General features: G+C 63.0%; 14 protein-coding genes and 1 pseudogene. 8 read left to right on the top strand and 7 right to left on the bottom strand.

Features of this window, described 5'->3' with window-relative positions:
* Nucleotides 1–94 precede the first annotated feature (94 nt).
* Nucleotides 95–1,093, top strand: a complete 999-nt coding sequence (locus NPS29_RS05440; protein ID WP_274131205.1) for an NAD(P)H-quinone oxidoreductase — start codon at nucleotides 95–97, stop codon at nucleotides 1,091–1,093.
* A 34-nt stretch (nucleotides 1,094–1,127) separates the two neighbouring features.
* Here the strand turns inward: NPS29_RS05440 and NPS29_RS05435 are convergent, their stop codons facing one another.
* The 3 genes from NPS29_RS05435 to NPS29_RS05425 are packed head-to-tail and all read right to left on the bottom strand — an operon-like array spanning nucleotide 1,128 to nucleotide 3,828.
* Nucleotides 1,128–1,283: a hypothetical protein gene (locus NPS29_RS05435; protein ID WP_274131203.1), complete on the bottom strand. Its 156-nt coding sequence runs from the start codon at nucleotides 1,281–1,283 to the stop codon at nucleotides 1,128–1,130.
* A gap of 49 nt (nucleotides 1,284–1,332) precedes the next feature.
* Entirely contained in the window at nucleotides 1,333–2,244 is a 912-nt protein-coding gene (locus NPS29_RS05430) for a magnesium transporter CorA family protein (protein ID WP_274131201.1), read from the bottom strand.
* Nucleotides 2,245–2,247: 3 nt separating this feature from the next.
* The gene (locus tag NPS29_RS05425) at nucleotides 2,248–3,828 is read right to left on the bottom strand and encodes a RimK family protein (protein WP_274131199.1); all 1,581 of its coding nucleotides are present in this window, start codon (nucleotides 3,826–3,828) and stop codon (nucleotides 2,248–2,250) included.
* 94 nt (nucleotides 3,829–3,922) lie between these two features.
* Between NPS29_RS05425 and rimI the strand changes: the two are divergent.
* Nucleotides 3,923–4,381: pseudogene (gene rimI, locus NPS29_RS05420) on the top strand (ribosomal protein S18-alanine N-acetyltransferase); the annotation flags it as partial.
* Nucleotides 4,382–4,386: 5 nt separating this feature from the next.
* Here rimI and NPS29_RS05415 read toward each other — a convergent pair.
* Together NPS29_RS05415 and NPS29_RS05410 are read right to left on the bottom strand one after the other, a co-directional pair.
* A complete protein-coding gene (locus tag NPS29_RS05415) occupies nucleotides 4,387–4,989 on the bottom strand; it encodes a cupin domain-containing protein (protein ID WP_274131196.1) in 603 nt (200 codons plus the stop codon).
* 45 nt (nucleotides 4,990–5,034) lie between these two features.
* Nucleotides 5,035–6,987 carry an FAD-dependent oxidoreductase gene (locus tag NPS29_RS05410; RefSeq protein WP_274131194.1) on the bottom strand — a complete coding sequence of 651 codons (1,953 nt, stop codon included), beginning with the start codon at nucleotides 6,985–6,987 and terminating at the stop codon, nucleotides 5,035–5,037.
* 147 nt (nucleotides 6,988–7,134) lie between these two features.
* Between NPS29_RS05410 and NPS29_RS05405 the strand changes: the two genes are divergently transcribed.
* Nucleotides 7,135–8,178: an ABC transporter substrate-binding protein gene (locus tag NPS29_RS05405; protein ID WP_274131192.1), complete on the top strand. Its 1,044-nt coding sequence runs from the start codon at nucleotides 7,135–7,137 to the stop codon at nucleotides 8,176–8,178.
* Nucleotides 8,179–8,249: 71 nt separating this feature from the next.
* A complete protein-coding gene (locus NPS29_RS05400; protein WP_274131181.1) occupies nucleotides 8,250–9,002 on the top strand; it encodes a class II aldolase/adducin family protein in 753 nt (250 codons plus the stop codon).
* Nucleotides 9,003–9,089: 87 nt separating this feature from the next.
* Here NPS29_RS05400 and NPS29_RS05395 read toward each other — a convergent pair whose 3' ends face one another.
* Complete coding sequence (locus tag NPS29_RS05395) at nucleotides 9,090–9,731, bottom strand: glutathione S-transferase C-terminal domain-containing protein (RefSeq protein WP_274131179.1); 642 nt, start codon at nucleotides 9,729–9,731, stop codon at nucleotides 9,090–9,092.
* 317 nt (nucleotides 9,732–10,048) lie between these two features.
* On the opposite strand from NPS29_RS05395, the gene NPS29_RS05390 reads away from it, so the two are divergent.
* The 4 genes from NPS29_RS05390 to NPS29_RS05375 all read left to right on the top strand — a co-directional run bounded on the left by NPS29_RS05390 (nucleotide 10,049) and on the right by NPS29_RS05375 (nucleotide 16,852).
* Complete coding sequence (locus NPS29_RS05390; RefSeq protein WP_274131177.1) at nucleotides 10,049–10,732, top strand: gamma-glutamylcyclotransferase; 684 nt, start codon at nucleotides 10,049–10,051, stop codon at nucleotides 10,730–10,732.
* Nucleotides 10,733–10,896: 164 nt separating this feature from the next.
* Nucleotides 10,897–12,078, top strand: a complete 1,182-nt coding sequence (locus NPS29_RS05385; protein WP_274131176.1) for an efflux RND transporter periplasmic adaptor subunit — start codon at nucleotides 10,897–10,899, stop codon at nucleotides 12,076–12,078.
* Between the two features lie 12 nt (nucleotides 12,079–12,090).
* Entirely contained in the window at nucleotides 12,091–15,351 is a 3,261-nt protein-coding gene (locus NPS29_RS05380) for an efflux RND transporter permease subunit (RefSeq protein WP_274131175.1), read from the top strand.
* A gap of 10 nt (nucleotides 15,352–15,361) precedes the next feature.
* Complete coding sequence (locus NPS29_RS05375; protein WP_274131174.1) at nucleotides 15,362–16,852, top strand: efflux transporter outer membrane subunit; 1,491 nt, start codon at nucleotides 15,362–15,364, stop codon at nucleotides 16,850–16,852.
* A 92-nt stretch (nucleotides 16,853–16,944) separates the two neighbouring features.
* Here the strand turns inward: NPS29_RS05375 and NPS29_RS05370 are convergent, their stop codons facing one another.
* Nucleotides 16,945–17,841, bottom strand: a complete 897-nt coding sequence (locus NPS29_RS05370; protein ID WP_274131173.1) for a LysR family transcriptional regulator — start codon at nucleotides 17,839–17,841, stop codon at nucleotides 16,945–16,947.
* Nucleotides 17,842–17,862: the final 21 nt, after the last annotated feature.

Genomic DNA, 17,862 nt, shown 5'->3' with positions numbered 1-17,862 from the left:
CGCTGCATTATTGCACGCAGCAAAGTCAGTATGCTGAATGCCTTCAACGGGCTGATGTCCAAGCCTGCACTCACTGTTCACAAAAGGTATTCCCATGAGTCATCCAGCTCGCATGAATTACATCCAGATCACCCAACCCGGTGGGCCGCAGGTGCTCCAGTTGCAGCAGGCCGACGTCCCCCAGCCTGATCAGCACGAGGTGTTGATCAAGGTTCACGCCGCAGGGATCAACCGTCCTGATGTGATTCAGCGGGCCGGCAAGTACCCGATGAAGCCCGGCATGAGCCCGGTACCTGGCCTGGAAGTGGCGGGTGAGGTGGTCGGGAGCGGTTCGGCGGTATCCGGATTCAACCTCGGCGACAAGGTCTGTGCGCTGACCAATGGCGGTGGCTACGCGGAATATTGCGTGGTGCCCGCGACTCAGGTGCTGCCGATTCCCGACGGCGTGGACATGATCCAGGCCGCTGCCATCCCGGAAACCTTCTTCACCGTGTGGGCCAATCTGTTCGAGCTGGGCCAGGCCCGCGAAGGCGCCACCGCGCTGATCCACGGCGGCACCAGCGGCATCGGCACCACCGCCTTGATGCTGTGCAAGGCGCTGGGCATCAAGGCATTCGCGACCGCGGGCAGTGAAGAAAAATGCGAGCAGATTCGCGCCCTGGGGGCCGAGGCGATCAACTACCGTGAGGCCGACTTCGCCAAGGTCATCGCCGAAAAGACCCAAGGCAAAGGCGTGGACGTCATCCTCGACATCATGGGCGGCAGCTATTTCGACGCCAACGTGGCTTCCCTCGCACGCCGTGGCCGGCTGGTGATCATCGGCTTCCTGGGCGGCGGCTCGGTGAAGGATTTCAACCTGCTGTCGCTGATCGACAAACAGGCCTCGGTGACCGGCTCGATGATGCGCTCGCGTAGCGCCGCAGAAAAAGCCGAAATCGCCCGGGCGGTGCAGGCCAATGTCTGGCCGTTGCTCAGCCAGGGCCAGTGCCTGCCGATCATCGACCGGGTGTTCCCGCTGGCCGATGCCAGCAAGGCGCACCAACGCATGGAAGACGGCGAGCACATTGGCAAAATTGTGCTGAAGGTGCTGTGAACCTGGCCAGCACCTCACTGTAGCCGTGACAATGTCAGGGAAGGGTACTGTCCGGCTGGACAGGCTCTTCCTTGGTCGCAGGCTCGGGCTTGGCGGCCGTCAGCTGAGAACGGTGGTCCAGCAGGCTTATCAGGCTGCCCACTACCGCGATTCCTATCAGCATTAACAAGCCGATACTTGAAGCTTGCATTGTCTACTCCCTGAATCCACGTACGTTGGAAAACCCCAGAAGCGCTGCGTCAGGCCATCCTGCGCAGCGCGACGACCATTGCCGCGCCAAGCAGCGTCATGCCGGCAATCAGTGCCGGGAATGACCACCACCAGGGCACGCCCGATGTCATCATGCTGAATTCGGACATCCCTCCGATGCCCGCGATCAGGTTCAGCGGCAGGAACACGACGTTGATCAACGTGAGCTTGCGCAGCGCCAGGTTCATGCCGTTGTTTGCAAGATTCCCGCGGGACTCGATCAGGTTCGCGAACACCTTGGCGTGGATCCTGGCCTGCTGATAGCTCTGCTCGTTTTCGATGACCAGATCGTTCAGCGCGTCGAGCTGGCTCGAACTGAAACCGTGCCGCTGACCGTGGCTTCGCAGCAGGTTCAATACCGCACCGTTGCTCTGAATCGCGTTGACGTAGTACACGAGGCTTTCGCTCAGGTTGTACATCTGCGCCAGTTGCTGGTTGTCCATGGTTCGGGTGAATTGCTGCTGAATCTCCCGAGCCACCTGTTTGACCACCCGCAGGTGCCCCAGATAGTGATGAACGCTTTCTGCGAGCAGGGCCATCAGCACATCCAGCGGGCCCTTGAGCGCCGTCTCACTCGCAAGGCTGGATAACAGCGAGTTGCTGGCGCAGATCACCACCAGCCGCTGCTCGCTCAGCACCACACCGAACGAGGAGACGTTGAACGCCCGGCCATCGAAACTCTCCGGGCGCTTCCAGATCAGGAACAGGTGATTGGCCTTTATCTCGATCCGTGCGACCTCATCCGGATCCAGCGAAGACTCAAGCGCCTGGGCGCCGATCCCCAGAGACCCCTGCAACACCCGCTGTTCGGCTGCATCAGGTGCAACGCACAGCCACACACTTGCCTTGTCCTGGGGCGCCTGCTGCAGGGCGCCGGACTGGATGCCGTAACCTTCGATCATCTGCTAGAGCGCCTGGCCACGGTGTTTGAGTTCCAGTCTCTGGGTAAAGGCATGCAACACGCGCCGATACAGCTCATCCCCCAGCACGGCGTCTTCGATGCCTGCATCCAGGTTGGGGTTGTCGTTGACCTCGATGACCAGCACGCGGTCGCCGGCCTGCTTGAGATCGACGCCGTACAGGCCGTCACCGATCAGCCGGGCGGTGTCCAGGGCGAGCTTGATGACCTCGGCCGGGGCCTGATCCACCGGCACGGCCTGGCACAGCCCGTTGACCTCGCCGGGCACGGCCTTGTGGTTGTAGATCTGCCAGTGCCCCTTGGACATGAAATACCGGCAGGCGTACAGCGCCTCACCGTTGAGCACGCCGACCCGCCAGTCGTATTCGGTGTAGCAATATTCCTGGGCAAGCAACAGCACCGAGTGCTCGAACAACTCTTGCGCCGCAGCCGACAGCGCCTGGGCATCGGCGACCTTGATCACCCCGCGGGAGAAACAGCCGTCCGGAATCTTCAGTACCAGCGGAAAGCCCAGGCGCCGGCCTGCCTGTTCCAGCTCCTGAGGCCGGTCCTTGTAGAGGATTTCGGTGGCGGGCATGCCCAGCCCCCGCCGCTTCAAGAGGTCGGCCAGGTACACCTTGTTGGTGCAGCGAAGAATGGACGATGGATCATCGATGACCACCAAACCCTCGCTTTCCGCCTTTTTGGCGAAGCGGTAGGTGTGGTCGTCGACCCGGGTGGTTTCGCGGATGAACAGCGCGTCGAATTCGGCGAGGCGTGCGTAGTCTTTTTTCTCGATCAGCTCGACATCGATACCCAGCTGCCTGCCGGTCTCGACAAAGCGCTGCAACGCCAGCGGATTGGACGGTGGCAGGGCTTCGTGGGGATCGTGCAGGATCGCCAGGTCGTAGCGGGCAACCCGTTTCGAGGCCGGTTGCCGCCAGGTCCGGCGGCTGAAGGCATCGAGGGCATCGGCGAAGGCATGCTGCTGTTCGTCCCGCAGCCTGTGCAGGGCACCGGCCTTGATTCCGGCGATCTGCCAGGTTTCGCCACGGCGAAACTCCACCAGCAGGATGGGGCAGGGGAAGGCTTCAAAGAGCTGGCGACCGATCTCCTGCAATGGCGCAATGGACGCCTTGCCGAAATACAACGAGAGGGTGAACGCTTCGGTCTGGCCATAAGGGTGGTTGGCCAGCGCCCGCTCCAGTGTGCGCTCGAGGTCATCCAGGCCGACTCCGTACAGCGCTTTGCGCGCCAGTTCGCTGATGGTGCGCACCGACGGGAAAACCTTATGTCCCCGGGCCTCGGCGAGCAACGAGCAGTAGTAGCCTTGCCCTAGGTATTTGTAGTGACGGCACAGGTTGATGACCTGGGTGCGGTGAGGGAATTCGTCACTGTGCTCAAGGTAATCCTGAGCGAGCATCAGGCTTTCGCTGGGCAGGTAGTCGGCCCAGTCTTCCTTGCGTTCGACGAGAATCAGCAAGCGGTTGCCCGCCGGCTTGCGACTGGGAGGTTCCTCGCTCGGGGTGATTGTGGAACGCTCGGATTTATCCAATACTTCGTGCACCTTGGCTAGCACCGCTGACATGAGTAATCGATCTCTATTGAAGAACAGGCCGCTTCAATAAATCACGGGCATCTGCGTGTGTCCCGTCTCGTTACTCAAACATTACGGTGTTGCCATGCTTTTTGATTTTCGCTTTGCATCGACCGACGATGTCGATGATCTGGTTGCGCTCGAGCAGGCATGTTTCACCCTGGACCGATTGCGCCCGCGCCACTTTCGCTGGATGCTCAGCCGGGCCAATGCCAGCCTGATCGTCGCCACTGTCCAGGAATCTCTCGTCGGTTACGCCCTGGTGCTGTTTCGTAGGGGCAGCCCGCATGCGCGTCTGTATTCGATTGCCGTAAGCCCCCAGTGCCGAGGTCACGGCCTGGGGCAACGTCTGCTGGAACAGGCGCAGGACTGCGCGGTTGGGCGACGTTGTGCGCGGCTGCGTCTGGAAGTGCGCGCCGACAACCCTGCCGCCATCCGCCTGTACGAGAGCAATGGCTATCAGCGCTTTGCCACTGTCGATGACTTCTACGAAGATCACGCCCAGGCGCTGCGCTTCGAGAAACCCATGCTGCTCGGGGATCCGTCGGCTCAGAAGGTCGGCGGCGTAATCACCCAGATCACCACGGCGTCCACGTCGCCGGGGTTGCCGTAGCGATGGGGTTCCTGGCTTGAGAAGCTGAAACTGTCGCCTTCGTTCAACTGGAAATACCGCTCTCCCACCCACAGCTCGAAGGTGCCGGAGAGCAGGTAGCCGGCTTCCTCGCCTTCATGGCTGTAGCTGGTCTGGCTGTAGGTGCCGGGAGGGAAGCGCGAGTGGAGGATTTCCAGTTCGCGGTTGGGTTGCGGGGTCAGCAACTGATCGACGATGCCGTCTTCGTAGTGCACGCTCAGGCGGCTGTTCTTGCGCACCACGTAGCCTTCGTCTTCAGGGGCGGTCACGGCTTCGCTGGCGAAGAACCACTGGATGGTCACGCCCAGGCTGCGGGCAATGTTGAACAGCGCCGGGATCGAGGGGTAGGACAGGTTGCGTTCCAGTTGGCTGATGTAGCCGGCGGTCAGCTCGCTCTGTTCGGCAAGCTCGGCCAGGGTCATGCCACGGCGTTTGCGCAGGCCGCGAATCCGGGTTCCGAGAAACTGCGGTGCAGCGCTGCCGTCTTCGGAACCGGGTGTTCTGGATTTGATGCTGGTCATCAGGCGTTCCGCTCGGCCGTGCAAAGTGCCGAAGTATAAACAGGGTCACAGGCTGGCGGCGACCTTCAACCCCTCATAGATCGCTTCTTCGGCGGTACGTGGCGTTAGGCAGTCGCCGATGCGGACCATCCGGGCCAGGTCCTGGATCTGCCCGGCCAGTGTATCCACGGACTGATGGCCCTGGCACAGGACCAGGGTGTCGATGTCCTCGAAGATCATCGCCTCGCCGCTGGCGGTATGTTGCAGGTAGACCGTATTGTCGTCGCACCCGTACAGGCGCGCGTATGGGGTGATGGGGATGCCGAGCTTGTGCAGTTCGCCCGCCATCTGGTCACGCACGTACAAGGGCAGGGCTTCGCCGCAGTGGGTGCCGTTGACCGCAAGCTGCACCTGATGCCCGGCGCGCACCAGACGCTCGGCGATACCGGGGCCGATCCAGTCGCTGCGCCAGTCGACCACCAGAACCGAACGACCAGGCTTGACCTCGTCGCGCAGCACCTGCCAGGCGTCGATCACCTGCAATTCGCCGCCACGCTCGAAGGCCGGCCAGTAGGGTTCTGCCCCGGTGGCGACGATCACCGTGTCGGGTCGCTCCCGCTCGACCAGCGCACGGTCCACCCGGGTATTGCGCACGACCTCGACGCCAGCCAGTTGCATCTCGCGCTGCAGGTTGGTACTGGCGCCGCCGAATTCGCTGCGCCGGGGCAGCAGTTGCGCGAGCAGGACCTGGCCGCCCAGTTGTGCATTGGCTTCGTACAGGGTCACCTGATGCCCTCGCGCTGCGGCGACGGCGGCGGCTTTCATGCCGGCAGGGCCGCCACCGACCACCATCACCCGCTGACGAACACTGGCCGGTGCCAGACGGCCGAACTGTTCCTCGCGGCCGGTTTCCGGGTGCTGGATGCAGGAAATCGGCAGGCCGCGATGAAAATGCCCGATGCACGCCTGATTGCAGGCGATGCAGGCGCGCACGTCCTCCACATGACCGGTGTCGGTTTTGTTCGGCATCTGCGGGTCGCAGATCAGCGCCCGGGTCATGCCGCACACGTCCGCCTGGCCACGGGCCAGAATCAGCTCGGCCTCCTGGGGCTGGTTGATCCGGCCGGTGACGAACAGCGGAATGTCGAGATGCGCCTTGAAGGTGCCGGCTTCACGGGCCAGGTAGGCGGCCTCGATGGCCATCGGCGGCACGATGTGCACCGCGCCACCCAGAGAGGCCGAAGTGCCCGCGACGATGTGAATGTAATCGACGCTGGTTTGCAGGGCGCGCGCCGCACCGAGCGATTCGTCCTCGCTCAGGCCTTCGCTGTCCCGTTCATCGGCGCTGATACGCAGGCCGATGATGAACTGCTCGTCGGTGCTGGCGCGCACCGCAGTGATCACTTCCCGCACAAAGCGCAGCCGCTGTTCAAGGTCGCCGTTATAGGCGTCGGTGCGCCTGTTCACCCGCGGATTGATGAACTGCGCCGGCAGGTAACCGTGGCTGGCGACCACTTCAACGCCGTCGATGCCGGCCTGATGCAGGCGCCGCGCAGCCGCTGCGTAGCCGGCGACAATCTCGTCGATCATGGCCTGGTCCAGTTCCCGGGGCATCACCCGGAACCGCTCGTTGGGCACCGCCGACGCCGAGTAGGCGACCGCCAGCAGCCCGTCGCTGGACTCCATGATCTCCCGCCCCGGATGGAAGATCTGCGACAACACCACCGTGCCCTGTTCGTGGCAGACCTCGGCCAGGCGCCGATAGCCGTCGATGCAGGCGTCATCAGTGGCCATCAGCACGTGGGACGTGTAGCGCGCACTTTCATGCACTCCGGCCACCTGCAACACGATCAGCCCGACCCCGCCCTCGGCGCGCGCCTTGTGATAGGCCACCAGCCGGTCGTTGACCAGGTTGTCGGTGGGCATGGTGGTGTCGTGGCCGGTGGACATGATGCGGTTCTTCAACCGCTTGCCACGGATCTGCAGCGGCGCGAACAGGTGCGGGAAGGCGGTCGACATGGTTCAGGCTCCGGTGTTGTTATTTTTTACTCATAAAAATGTACCTGTAGTAAAAAATCAACTTGTTTTTTTAATTGTCCGACGCTAGCTTCCAGTCACTCCCATTTCATGGGGGCACCTCAAAACAACAACAAAGAGGGTTCAGCGATGAGATTTTTCGCACGAAAGACTTGCCTGCATGCCGTGCTGCTGTGCCTGGCCTCGGGCGTGTCCCAGGCCGGATCGGACATGGTGGTGGTCGGCTATGGCGGGGCGGGGCAGAAAGCCCAGGACCTGGCGCTGTTCCAGCCCTTCAGCGCCCAGGACAAGAGCAAGCTGATCCAGAGCGAATACAACGGTGAGATGGCCAGGATCAAGGTTATGGTCGACACCGGCAATGTCGATTGGGACGTGGTGCAGATCGAAGGGCCGGACCTGATGCGCGGCTGCGACGAAGGCATGTACGAGCGCCTGGACTGGAAAGCCCTGGGCCATGCCGATCAGTTGATTCCCGATGCGGCCGAGGAGTGTGGTTCGGCAGCCCTGGTGTGGAGCGTGGCCATCGCCTACGACCGCAACAAGCTGGCCCAGGCGCCCACCTCATGGGCCGACTTCTGGGACGTGAAGAAGTACCCCGGCAAGCGCGGCCTGCGCAAGCGTGCGGTGTACAATCTGGAATTCGCCCTGCTGGCCGACGGCGTCAAGGTCGAGGATGTCTACAAGGTGCTGGCGACCCCGGCCGGTGTGGACCGGGCCTTCGCCAAGCTCAGCCAGCTCAAGCCGAACATCCAGTGGTGGGAAGCCGGCGCTCAGCCTGCGCAGTGGCTGACCTCCGGTGATGTGGTGATGACCTCCACCTACAGCGGCCGCATCGCTGCCGCCGCGCAGGCCGGTGCGCCGCTGGCGGTGGTCTGGCCGGGGAGCCTGTACGGCATGGATTACTGGGCGATCATCAAGGGCTCCAGGCACGTCGATCAGGCCAAGCGTCTGATAGCCTACGCCAACCAGCCCGACGCTCAAGTGCGCTATGTCGAAGCGATCCCGTACGGCCCCACCAACACCCTGGCGGCGGCGAAGCTGGATCCGGCACTGGCCAGGTGGGTGCCCACCTCCAAGGAGAACATGGCGGGTGCGTTGTCGATGAATGTTGGTTTCTGGGTTGACCACGGCGAAGAGCTGGAAGAGCGCTTCAACGCCTGGGCCAGCCAGTAGTAGCGCGGGGTGCCGGGTCGCCTGGCGGCCCGGCGGCTGTCTTTTACCCTCCGGATTGTGAGCCCGTACCGATGAAAACCGAACAGCAATTGCGTGAAGAACTGGCCGCCTGTTACCGGCTGATCGCGCACTTTCGCATGACTGACCTGATCTTCACCCACATCTCGGTGCGCCTGCCGGGGCCGGAGCATCATTTCCTGATCAACCCCTACGGACTGATGTTCGACGAGATCAAAGCGTCCAACCTGGTCCGGATCGACCTGGCGGGCAACCCGGTGGAGCCGACGCCTTACCCGGTCAATCCGGCAGGCTTCGTGATCCACAGCGCCATTCATGGCGCACGGGACGACGCCCAATGCGTGCTGCACACCCACACTCGCGCCGGTTGTGCAGTGGCGGCGCTGGAGTGTGGCTTGCTGCCAGTGAACCAGATTTCCATGGAGTTCTACGGGCGCATTGCCTATCACGATTACGAAGGCATTGCCCTGGACCTGAGTGAACAACAGCGCCTGGTAGCCGACCTTGGCGACAAGTCAGCGATGATCCTGCGCAACCACGGCCTGCTGACCGTGGGCCGCAGCGTCAGCGAGGCTTTCCTGCGCATGTACTACCTGGAGAAAGCCTGCGAAATCCAGTTGGCCGCACAAGCCAGCGGTCAACTGGTGCTGCCGTCCCATGAGGTGTGCGCGCACACCGAGCGGCAATTCAACGACCCGCAACGGCCACTCCAGGAAGGCCAGCTCAACGACCCGGACGGCATGCAACTGGCCTGGTCCGCATTGTTGCGGATGCTGGACAGGGTTGCGCCTGGGTATCGGGATTGACGGCCATGGGGTGTTTTGCAAGGGATGTCTGAAGTGCAACACAGAAGCGGGGCAGTCATTGACTGCCCCGTTTTGTGTTGCACGCAGTTATGCAGGGATGGCTTCGGAATGCGCAGCGAAGAGCGCGGCTTCCTCTTTCAAGGCCTTTTGCACTGACGGCAAAGCGTCCATGCGTGCCTTGTAGGCCATCAGGTGTTCCAGGTGTTCGATCTGCGCCCCGGAGCGGGTGTGCCACCAGGTGCCGAAGACATAGGCATCGGCCACGGTGAAGGTGTCGCCTGTCAGGAATGCGCGGCCATCGGCCAGGCGCGTATCCAGCGCAGAATAGGCGGTGACGAGTTTGGCGCGGGTCCAGGCGGTGCCTTCCTCGGTCAGCAGTTTGCGCATCAGCGGGATGTGTTTCTGGGCGATTTCGGTGGCGATGAAGGTCAGCAGCTGATCGAACTTCACGCGCTCCAGCGTGCCATGGGCAGGAATCAGGCCGGCTTGTGGATGCTGGTCAGCCAGATACGAGGTGACGACGATGGTTTCGGACAGGATGTCTTGCTGGTCGTTGTTCAACACCAGCGCCGGTACGTAGAGCAGGGGGTTGATCTGCGCGAAATCGTCGCCGTTGGAAGTGCTTTTGCCGAACACGTCGAAGTGCACCAGTTCAAGTTCCAGGCCCAGCTCGTTGGCGATGATTTGAACCGCTTGGGAACAGGTCTGGTTGGCGATGTAGAGTTTCATGCTGTGCTACCTCGAAGGGGGATTCGAACCCGGGTATCGGGTCGGTGAGCACAGTCTGTTCTCGGCCAAATCAATGATAAACACCGCTGTTCGAGACTGTCTGTAGCCTCTGGGGAGACAGTGAGCAAAATCGCCGCACACTCTTTTACGCCACGCATTTGCGCGACTCTCGTGACCAAACCGCTGGATTTGTCGCTCTCAGGGATACAGAGCGTCGCTTTATTCCTGGCTTATCGCTTCAACGTATCCGGGCATAGTGGAGGCCAGTAAACGACGGCTGCAACGGCGTCGTTCCACCGACAGGTCCGGAGTTCATCATGTCCGAGCATACGCAGGGCATCCCTCTTCAGGCGATGCTGACCAAACAGATGATTGCTTCTGGTGACTACTTGCTGAACTTCGGACATATACCCGAGGGCATCCTGTGGACGCTGGAGCGCATCGAACAGTCCATGCACGACACCCTCAGCCGACGTCCCGATCAGGGTGACTTCTGGATCTTCGGCTACGGCTCGCTGATCTGGAATCCGCTGTTGAGCTTTGCGGGACAGCAGGCCGCGACGCTCCACGGCTGGCACCGAAGTTTCTGCCTGCGGATGATCGCCGGGCGGGCGACGGCGGAGCGGCCGGGGCGGATGCTGGCGCTTGAACCGGGTGGCTCGACTCAAGGTATCGCGTTTCGCCTGACCGAGGCGATGGCGGATGAAGAGTTGCTGCTGCTGTGGATCCGGGAAATGCCTACCGGAGCCTACCAGCCGGTCTGGACCCGGATCGAACTGGAGGATGGCCGCGAAGTGACCGCTCTGGTGTTTGTCGCAGCGCCCGATCACCCCCTCTATGAAAGCGATTCAACCGTGGCTGCCATCGCCAGCAGCATTGCCCGGGCAGAAGGCCCCATGGGCAGCAACGCGGACTACGTCCACAAGCTGAGCGCCGCACTGGCTGACAGTGGAATGACCGATGAATACATCGACACGTTGTCCGCCCACATCATGTTTTAGATGTTGCAACTGACAGCGGACTCACAGGGCTGCCAGGTTGCTGGCCTCTGACTTCCGCGTTCTTACAACGATGCGCTGATCGACATTTTCAGTAATGGCCGAGCGGCACTGTTGCGCCCGCAGTTTGTGTTTTTTCAGTGATATTCATGAGCAGTAGAGAGTCAATGAACGCCAATCCCAAACGGCTATCCGTCGTGTTGAGTGCGCTCTTGGTGGCCGGCACCGCCGGTATCGTCGTGAAGTATGGCGATCACCTTGAGCCTGTCAGTTCGGCCCATGCGGCCTCGGACGTGATGCCTGCAAAGACCGAAGTGGATGTGGCCACCGTGGTCTTCAAGACGATCAGTGAGTGGCAGGGCTATTCCGGTCGGCTCGAAGCGGTGGACAAGGTCGACATCCGTCCCCTGGTTTCCGGCACGATCGTCGCGGTGCACTTCAAGGATGGTGCCCTGGTGAAGAAGGGCGACCTGCTGTTCACGCTGGACGAGCGTCCTTACCTGGCCGAAGTGGATCGGGCGAGCGGGCAACTTGCCGCCGCCGAATCCCGCGCCGCCTGGACCGCGACCGATGCCGCACGTGCCCAGCGTCTGGTTGAACAGAACGCCATTGCCCGACGAGATTTCGATGAGAAACAGAATGCATCCCGCGAGGCTGTGGCCAACGTCAAGGTGGCCAGGGCTGCGCTGGACGCTGCCCGGGTCAATCTGTCGTACACCCGCATCACAGCACCGGTGGCCGGCCGGGTTTCCCGTGCCGAACTGACGGTGGGCAACATCGTGGCGGCCGGTACCTCGCCGTTGCTCACCACCCTGGTGTCGGTGTCGCCGATCTACGCCTCGTTCGATGTCGATGAACAGACTTACCTGCGCTACCTGAATCAGGCGTCCGGCAGTGCGGCGCCTGTGTCTCTCGGGCTTGCCGACGAGGAGGGCTACTCGCGCAAGGGCGCTGTCGATTCCATCGACAACCAGCTCGATACCCAGTCCGGCACCATCCGGGTCCGTGCCCGCTTCGACAACGCCAGTGGCGCGCTGCTGCCGGGCTTGTACGCGCGGATCAAGGTCGGCGGCGGCAAGCCCTTCGATGCCGTGCTGGTGGACGACTCGGCCATCGGCACCGATCAGGCGAAGAAATTCGTGCTGGTGGTCGGCGCCCAGGACCGGGTCGAGTACCGCGAAGTGACCCTGGGCAACCTGCATGAGGGGTTGCGCGTGGTGACCTCGGGGCTCAAGGCCGGTGACCGCGTGGTCGTCAACGGCATCCAGCGCGCCCGTCCCAACGACACGGTTCGCGTCAACAGCGTGGACATGGCCGCCGTCGGCCGTGCTGCCAAGCCTGCGGCCTAACGAGAACTCATCATGAACATTTCGAAATTCTTTATCGACCGGCCGATCTTCGCCGGCGTGCTCTCGGTGCTGGTGCTGCTTGCCGGCCTGATCGCCCTGACCAGGCTGCCGACCGCCGAGTACCCTGAAGTCGTACCGCCTTCGGTGGTGGTGCGCGCCGAGTACCCGGGAGCCAACCCCAAGGTCATCGCCGAAACCGTGGCCTCGCCCATCGAGGAGCAGATCAACGGCGTTGAAGACATGCTCTACATGCAATCGCTGGCCAACAGCGACGGCAAGCTGACCACCACGGTCACTTTCAAGCTCGGCACCGACCCGGACAAGGCCCAGCAGTTCGTGCAGAACCGCGTGGCGCAGGCATTGCCACGCTTGCCCGAAGACGTGCAGCGCCTGGGCGTGACCACGGTCAAGTCGTCGCCAACCCTGACCATGGGCGTGAGTATCCTGTCGCCCGATCAGCGTTACGACCTGACTTACCTGCGCAACTACGCGCTGATCAACGTCAAGGACCGGCTGGCACGTATCCCTGGTGTCGGCGAAGTGGTGATGTGGGGCGCTGGCGATTACTCGATGCGCATCTGGCTCGATCCGCAGAAAGTCGCTCGCCTGAACCTGACGGCCACCGACGTGGTGAAAGCCATTCGCGAACAGAACGTGCAGGTCGCGGCGGGTATCGTCGGCGGCGCGCCGATGCTGACTGACGTGCCCTTGCAACTGAGCGTCAACGCCCAGGGGCGTTTGAAGACCGAGCAGGAGTTTCGCGACATCATTCTCAAGACCAGCGGCGGGGCGGTGACCCGGCTGGCGGACGTCGCGCGAGTGGAAATGGCCGCTTCCGAGTACACCCTGCGGGCGATGCTCAACAACAAGCCGGCCGTGCAAATGATCATCTTCCAGCAGCCCAACGCCAACTCGCTGCAGATTTCCGATGACGTGCGCAAGGTCATGGAAGAGATCAAGCAGGACATGCCCGAAGGTGTCGATTACGGCATCAAGTACGATCCGACGCAGTTCGTGCGCGACAGCATCCATGCGGTGATCCAGACCCTGCTCGAAGCCATCGCCCTGGTGGTGCTGGTGGTGATCGTGTTCCTGCAGACCTGGCGCGCCTCGCTGATTCCGTTGCTGGCGGTGCCGGTGTCGATCGTCGGTACCTTCGCGCTGCTGCTGGGCTTTGGCTACACCATCAACGCGCTGTCGCTGTTCGGCATGGTGCTGGCCATCGGTATCGTGGTGGACGATGCCATCGTGGTGGTGGAGAACGTCGAGCGCAACATTGCCGACGGTCTGTCACCGCGTGACGCCACCTACAAAGCCATGCAGGAAGTCAGCGGGCCGATCATCGCCATTGCGCTGACTCTGGTGGCGGTATTCGTGCCGCTGGCGTTCATGTCTGGCCTGACCGGACAGTTCTACCAGCAGTTCGCGATGACCATCGCCATTTCCACAGTCATCTCGGCGTTCAACTCCCTGACCCTGTCGCCTGCGCTGTCGGCGATCCTGCTCAAGGGCCACGATGCGCCCAAGGACCGCCTGACGCGCGTGATGGACGCGCTGTTCGGCCGTTTCTTCAGGGCGTTCAACCGCGTGTTCCATCGCGGCTCTGAGCACTATGGCAGCGGCGTGCGCGGTGTGGTCAACCGCAAGCTGGTGATGCTGGTGATCTACGCCATCCTGCTGGGTGGAGCGGTGTGGATGGGCAAGATCGTGCCGGGAGGTTTCGTGCCGGCGCAGGACAAGGACTACGTGGTTGCCATCGCGCAGTTGCCCAGCGGTGCGACCCTGGATCGCACCGACAAAGTGGTGCATGAAATGGGCGACATCGCCATGGCCATCCCCGGCGTCAGGGACTTGCCACAGTTTCCGGGGCTGTCGGTCAGCCTGGCCAACTCCCCGAGCAGCGCGCTGGTGTTCCCGGTGCTTGAGCCGTCCAAGTTCCGCTCGAAGGAAGAGTCGGCAGCCGCCATTGTCGGGAAGTTGAATGCTCAGTACGCCGGTATCAAGAACGCGGCCATTGCCGTCTTCCCGCCACCGCCGGTGGCCGGCCTGGGCACGGTGGGCGGGTTCAAGCTGATGATCGAGGACCGTGGTGCGCTGGGCTATGAGGCGCTCAACAAGGTCACCCAGGACTTCCTCGCCGCTGCGGCCAAGGCACCGGAACTGGGGCCGTCGTTCTCGACTTTCCAGATCAACATGCCGCAACTCAATGTCGAGCTGGATCGGGTCAAGGCCAAGCAACTGGGCGTGTCGGTGACCGACGTGTTCGACACCCTGCAGATCTACCTGGGCTCGATGTACGTCAACGACTTCAACGCCTTTGGCCGGGTGTATCAGGTGCGGGCCCAGGCCGACGCGCCATTCCGCGCCACCGCCGACAGCATCGGCCTGCTGAAGACCCGCAACGTCAGGGGCGAGATGGTGCCGCTGTCGTCGCTGGTCAAGGTCAGCACCACCTACGGACCCGAGATGGTCGTGCGCTACAACGGCTACACCGCCGCCGACATCAACGGCGGGCCGGCACCCGGCTATTCGTCCGGGCAGGCCCAGGCTGCGGTCGATCGCATTGCCAAGGAGGTGTTTCCCCGCGGCATCAAGTACGAATGGACCGACCTGACCTATCAGCAAGTGCTGGCGGGCAACTCGGCGCTGTGGGTCTTCCCGATCAGCGTGCTGCTGGTGTTCCTGGTGCTCGCTGCCCTGTATGAAAGCCTGACGCTGCCGTTGGCGATCATCCTGATCGTGCCGATGAGCATCCTGTCGGCGCTGCTGGGCGTGTGGCTGACCAATGGCGACAACAACATCTTCACCCAGATTGGGTTGATGGTGCTGGTGGGGCTGTCGGCCAAGAACGCGATCCTGATCGTCGAGTTCGCCCGCGAACTGGAAATGCAGGGGCGGACCATCGTGCAGGCCGCCATCGAGGCCAGCCGCCTGCGCCTGCGGCCGATTCTGATGACCTCCATCGCCTTCATCATGGGCGTGGTGCCGCTGGTGTTTTCCAGCGGGGCAGGGTCAGAGATGCGCCATGCCATGGGCGTTGCGGTGTTCTTCGGCATGCTCGGCGTAACCCTGTTCGGCCTGCTGCTCACCCCGGTGTTCTACGTGCTCCTGCGCAAACTGTCGGGCGTGGAGCATCTGATCGACAGGCACGGCCGGCGCCCGCACCTGGCCGCGGACCTTGAGAGCCATGACACAGCTGACTACGCCGCTTTCGTCGCTGGCCACAGCACCCATTCCACCACTCGCGCGCCGCAAGCCGCGCTCGAGAAGTAAGGAGAATCACATGAAAACCTTTGCTCTGAGCCGGATGTTCTTCGGCTCGGTATGGCTGACTGCGGTGCTGGCCACTGCGGGCTGTTCACTGGCTCCCACTTACCTGAAGCCGAACGTTTCGATGCCGCCCGCCTACAAGGAAGAAAAGCTCCAGGAGCCGCCCATGGCCTTGTCGGCGGCCGAAGCCGGTTCATGGAAGACCGCCGAGCCGTCCGAAGAGATGGCCCGAGGCGACTGGTGGACAGTGTTCAAGGACTCGACCCTCAACGATCTGGAGGCCCAGGCCGCCAGTGCCAACCAGAGCCTTGCCGCTGCCGCCGCCCGCCTGAAGGAGGCCAGGGCGCTGAACGTGGCGGCGCGGGCCGGTCTGTTCCCGACGCTGGACGCGGGGATCGGCCCGACCCGGCAGAAAGTTTCCGGCGCATCCCAGGGGCTGTCGAACAACGCCAACTTGCCCGCGCAAACCCTGTGGCGTGCGCAGGCCGGGGTCTCCTACGAGGTCGACATGTTCGGGCGGGTTGCCAATACGGTGGTAGCGGCCAGGGACGACCTGCAACAGAGCGAAGCGTTGCTGCGTTCGGTGCAGCTGGCGCTGCAGGCCGACGTCGCGCAACACTACTTTGCGCTGCGTGAGTACGACGCTGAAGCCCAGGTGTTTGCCGATGCGGTGGCGCTGCGCGAACAGGCGCTCAAGCTGGTGCAGCAGCGCTATGACCTGGGCGAGATCAGCCAACTGGATTTGGCCCGGGCCCAGGCCGAACTGGCCACGGCGCGCTCCGACAGCATGACGGTCGAGCGCCTGCGGGCAACCTCCGAGCACAGCCTGGCGGTGCTGCTGGGCAAGGCACCGGCGCAGTTTTCCATCGCGCCGAATCCGTTGGTTGCGGTCAAATTGCGCACCCCGGCAGGCTTGCCGTCATCGCTGCTGGAGCGTCGCCCGGACATCGCCGCAGCCGAACGCGCGATGGCCGCCGCCAATGCACGGATCGGCGTGGCCAAGGCGGCGTTCTTCCCGTCGCTGACGCTGACCGGTGCTGCAGGGTTCGAGTCCGATTCCCTGGGCAGCCTGTTCAAATGGAGCAGCAGGACCTTCCTGCTCGGGCCATTGACGGGCACCGCGCTGAACCTGCCGATCTTCGACGGCGGCAAACGCAAGGGCGACCTGGCCAACGCTCGCGCCGTATACGAAGAAAATGTCGCGACCTACCGTCAGCAAGTGCTGGTGGCGTTCCAGGAAGTCGAGGACGGGTTGTCCGACCTGCGCATTTTCGAGGAACAGACCCGCACCCAGGCCGTGGCCGTCGATGCCACGGCCCGTGCCGCGCAGTTGTCGCGTTCGCAGTACAACGAAGGTGCGGTGACTTACCTGGACGTGATCGACGCTGAACGCAGCGTACTCCAGGCCCGCCGCGCAGCCGTGCAGCTGCAGGGCTTGCAGATGGCCTCGACGGTGAATCTCATTCGCGCCCTCGGCGGTGGCTGGGACCACAAAACCCTGTAAGCGCGCCGCCGTGCTGTAGCAGTCCGGCTTGCCGGCGATGGCCATATCTGAGCCGCCGCTGACAAGCCGGGCCGCGCCAGTCATGGTTTTTTTCAGCGCAGCCGGTCCGCCAGATAATTCAACACCGCCCGGGTCTTGGCCGGCATGCGCTGACCCAGCGGGATCAAGGCATGCACCGGCGGCCCGGGAGCATCCACGGCAGGCAGCACCCGCACCAGCCTGCCGCACTCGACGTAAGGCTGGGCAACCTTGTCGTAGAGTTGCGCGATGCCCAGGCCGAGCACGGTCGCATCGATCACCCCCTGACCATCGGACACGATCAGCGCTGGCGTCGGCGAGAATTCGCGGGCGTGGCCATTTTCCACCAGCGACCATGGCCGCAGACGCCCGGTAAAGCCGCGAAAGATCACCGCTTCGTGGTTGACCAGGTCCGCGGCCGATTCGACCGGGGCATGACGCGCCAGGTATTCCGGCGCCGCATACAGGCTCAGGGTGATGTCGCACAGCTTGCGCACGGTCATGTCGCTGTCCAGCGGCAACTCCCCGGCACGCACCACGATGTCCCAGCCTTCACCCACCGCATCGGACATGCGGTCGGTCATGGACATCTCCAGAGTGACCTTCGGGTAGCGGGTACGCAGGTCGGAAATGTTCGGCAGAAACAACTGGCGGAAACCCGAAGGGATATCCAGGCGCACTCGGCCCGTGGGCTCTTCCTTGCGTGCCGCCAACGCCTGGGCCGCATCACGCAGCCCGTCGAGCGCAGCCTGGGCGGCGATCAGGTAGGTTTCGCCGTCCTCGGTCAGGCGCACTGCCCGTGTAGTGCGCTGAAACATCCGCGTGCCGAGCCGGCTCTCCAGGCGCTGTACGGCCTTGCCCACGTTGGATTTGCTGGTGGCCAGGTTCTCCGCCGCGCGCGTGAAGCTGCCAGTCTGGGCGACGGCGACGAAGGCGGCGATGTCGGGAAATGACGTGTCGGCACGTTCCATAATTGTCTCTCTTCAAGCGAC

The sequence above is a fragment of the Pseudomonas putida genome (assembly GCF_028682175.1).
Lineage (GTDB): Bacteria > Pseudomonadota > Gammaproteobacteria > Pseudomonadales > Pseudomonadaceae > Aquipseudomonas > Aquipseudomonas putida_AD.
Note: the sequence above shows the minus strand (reverse complement) of the source record. Positions and strands in the feature narration are given on the sequence as shown.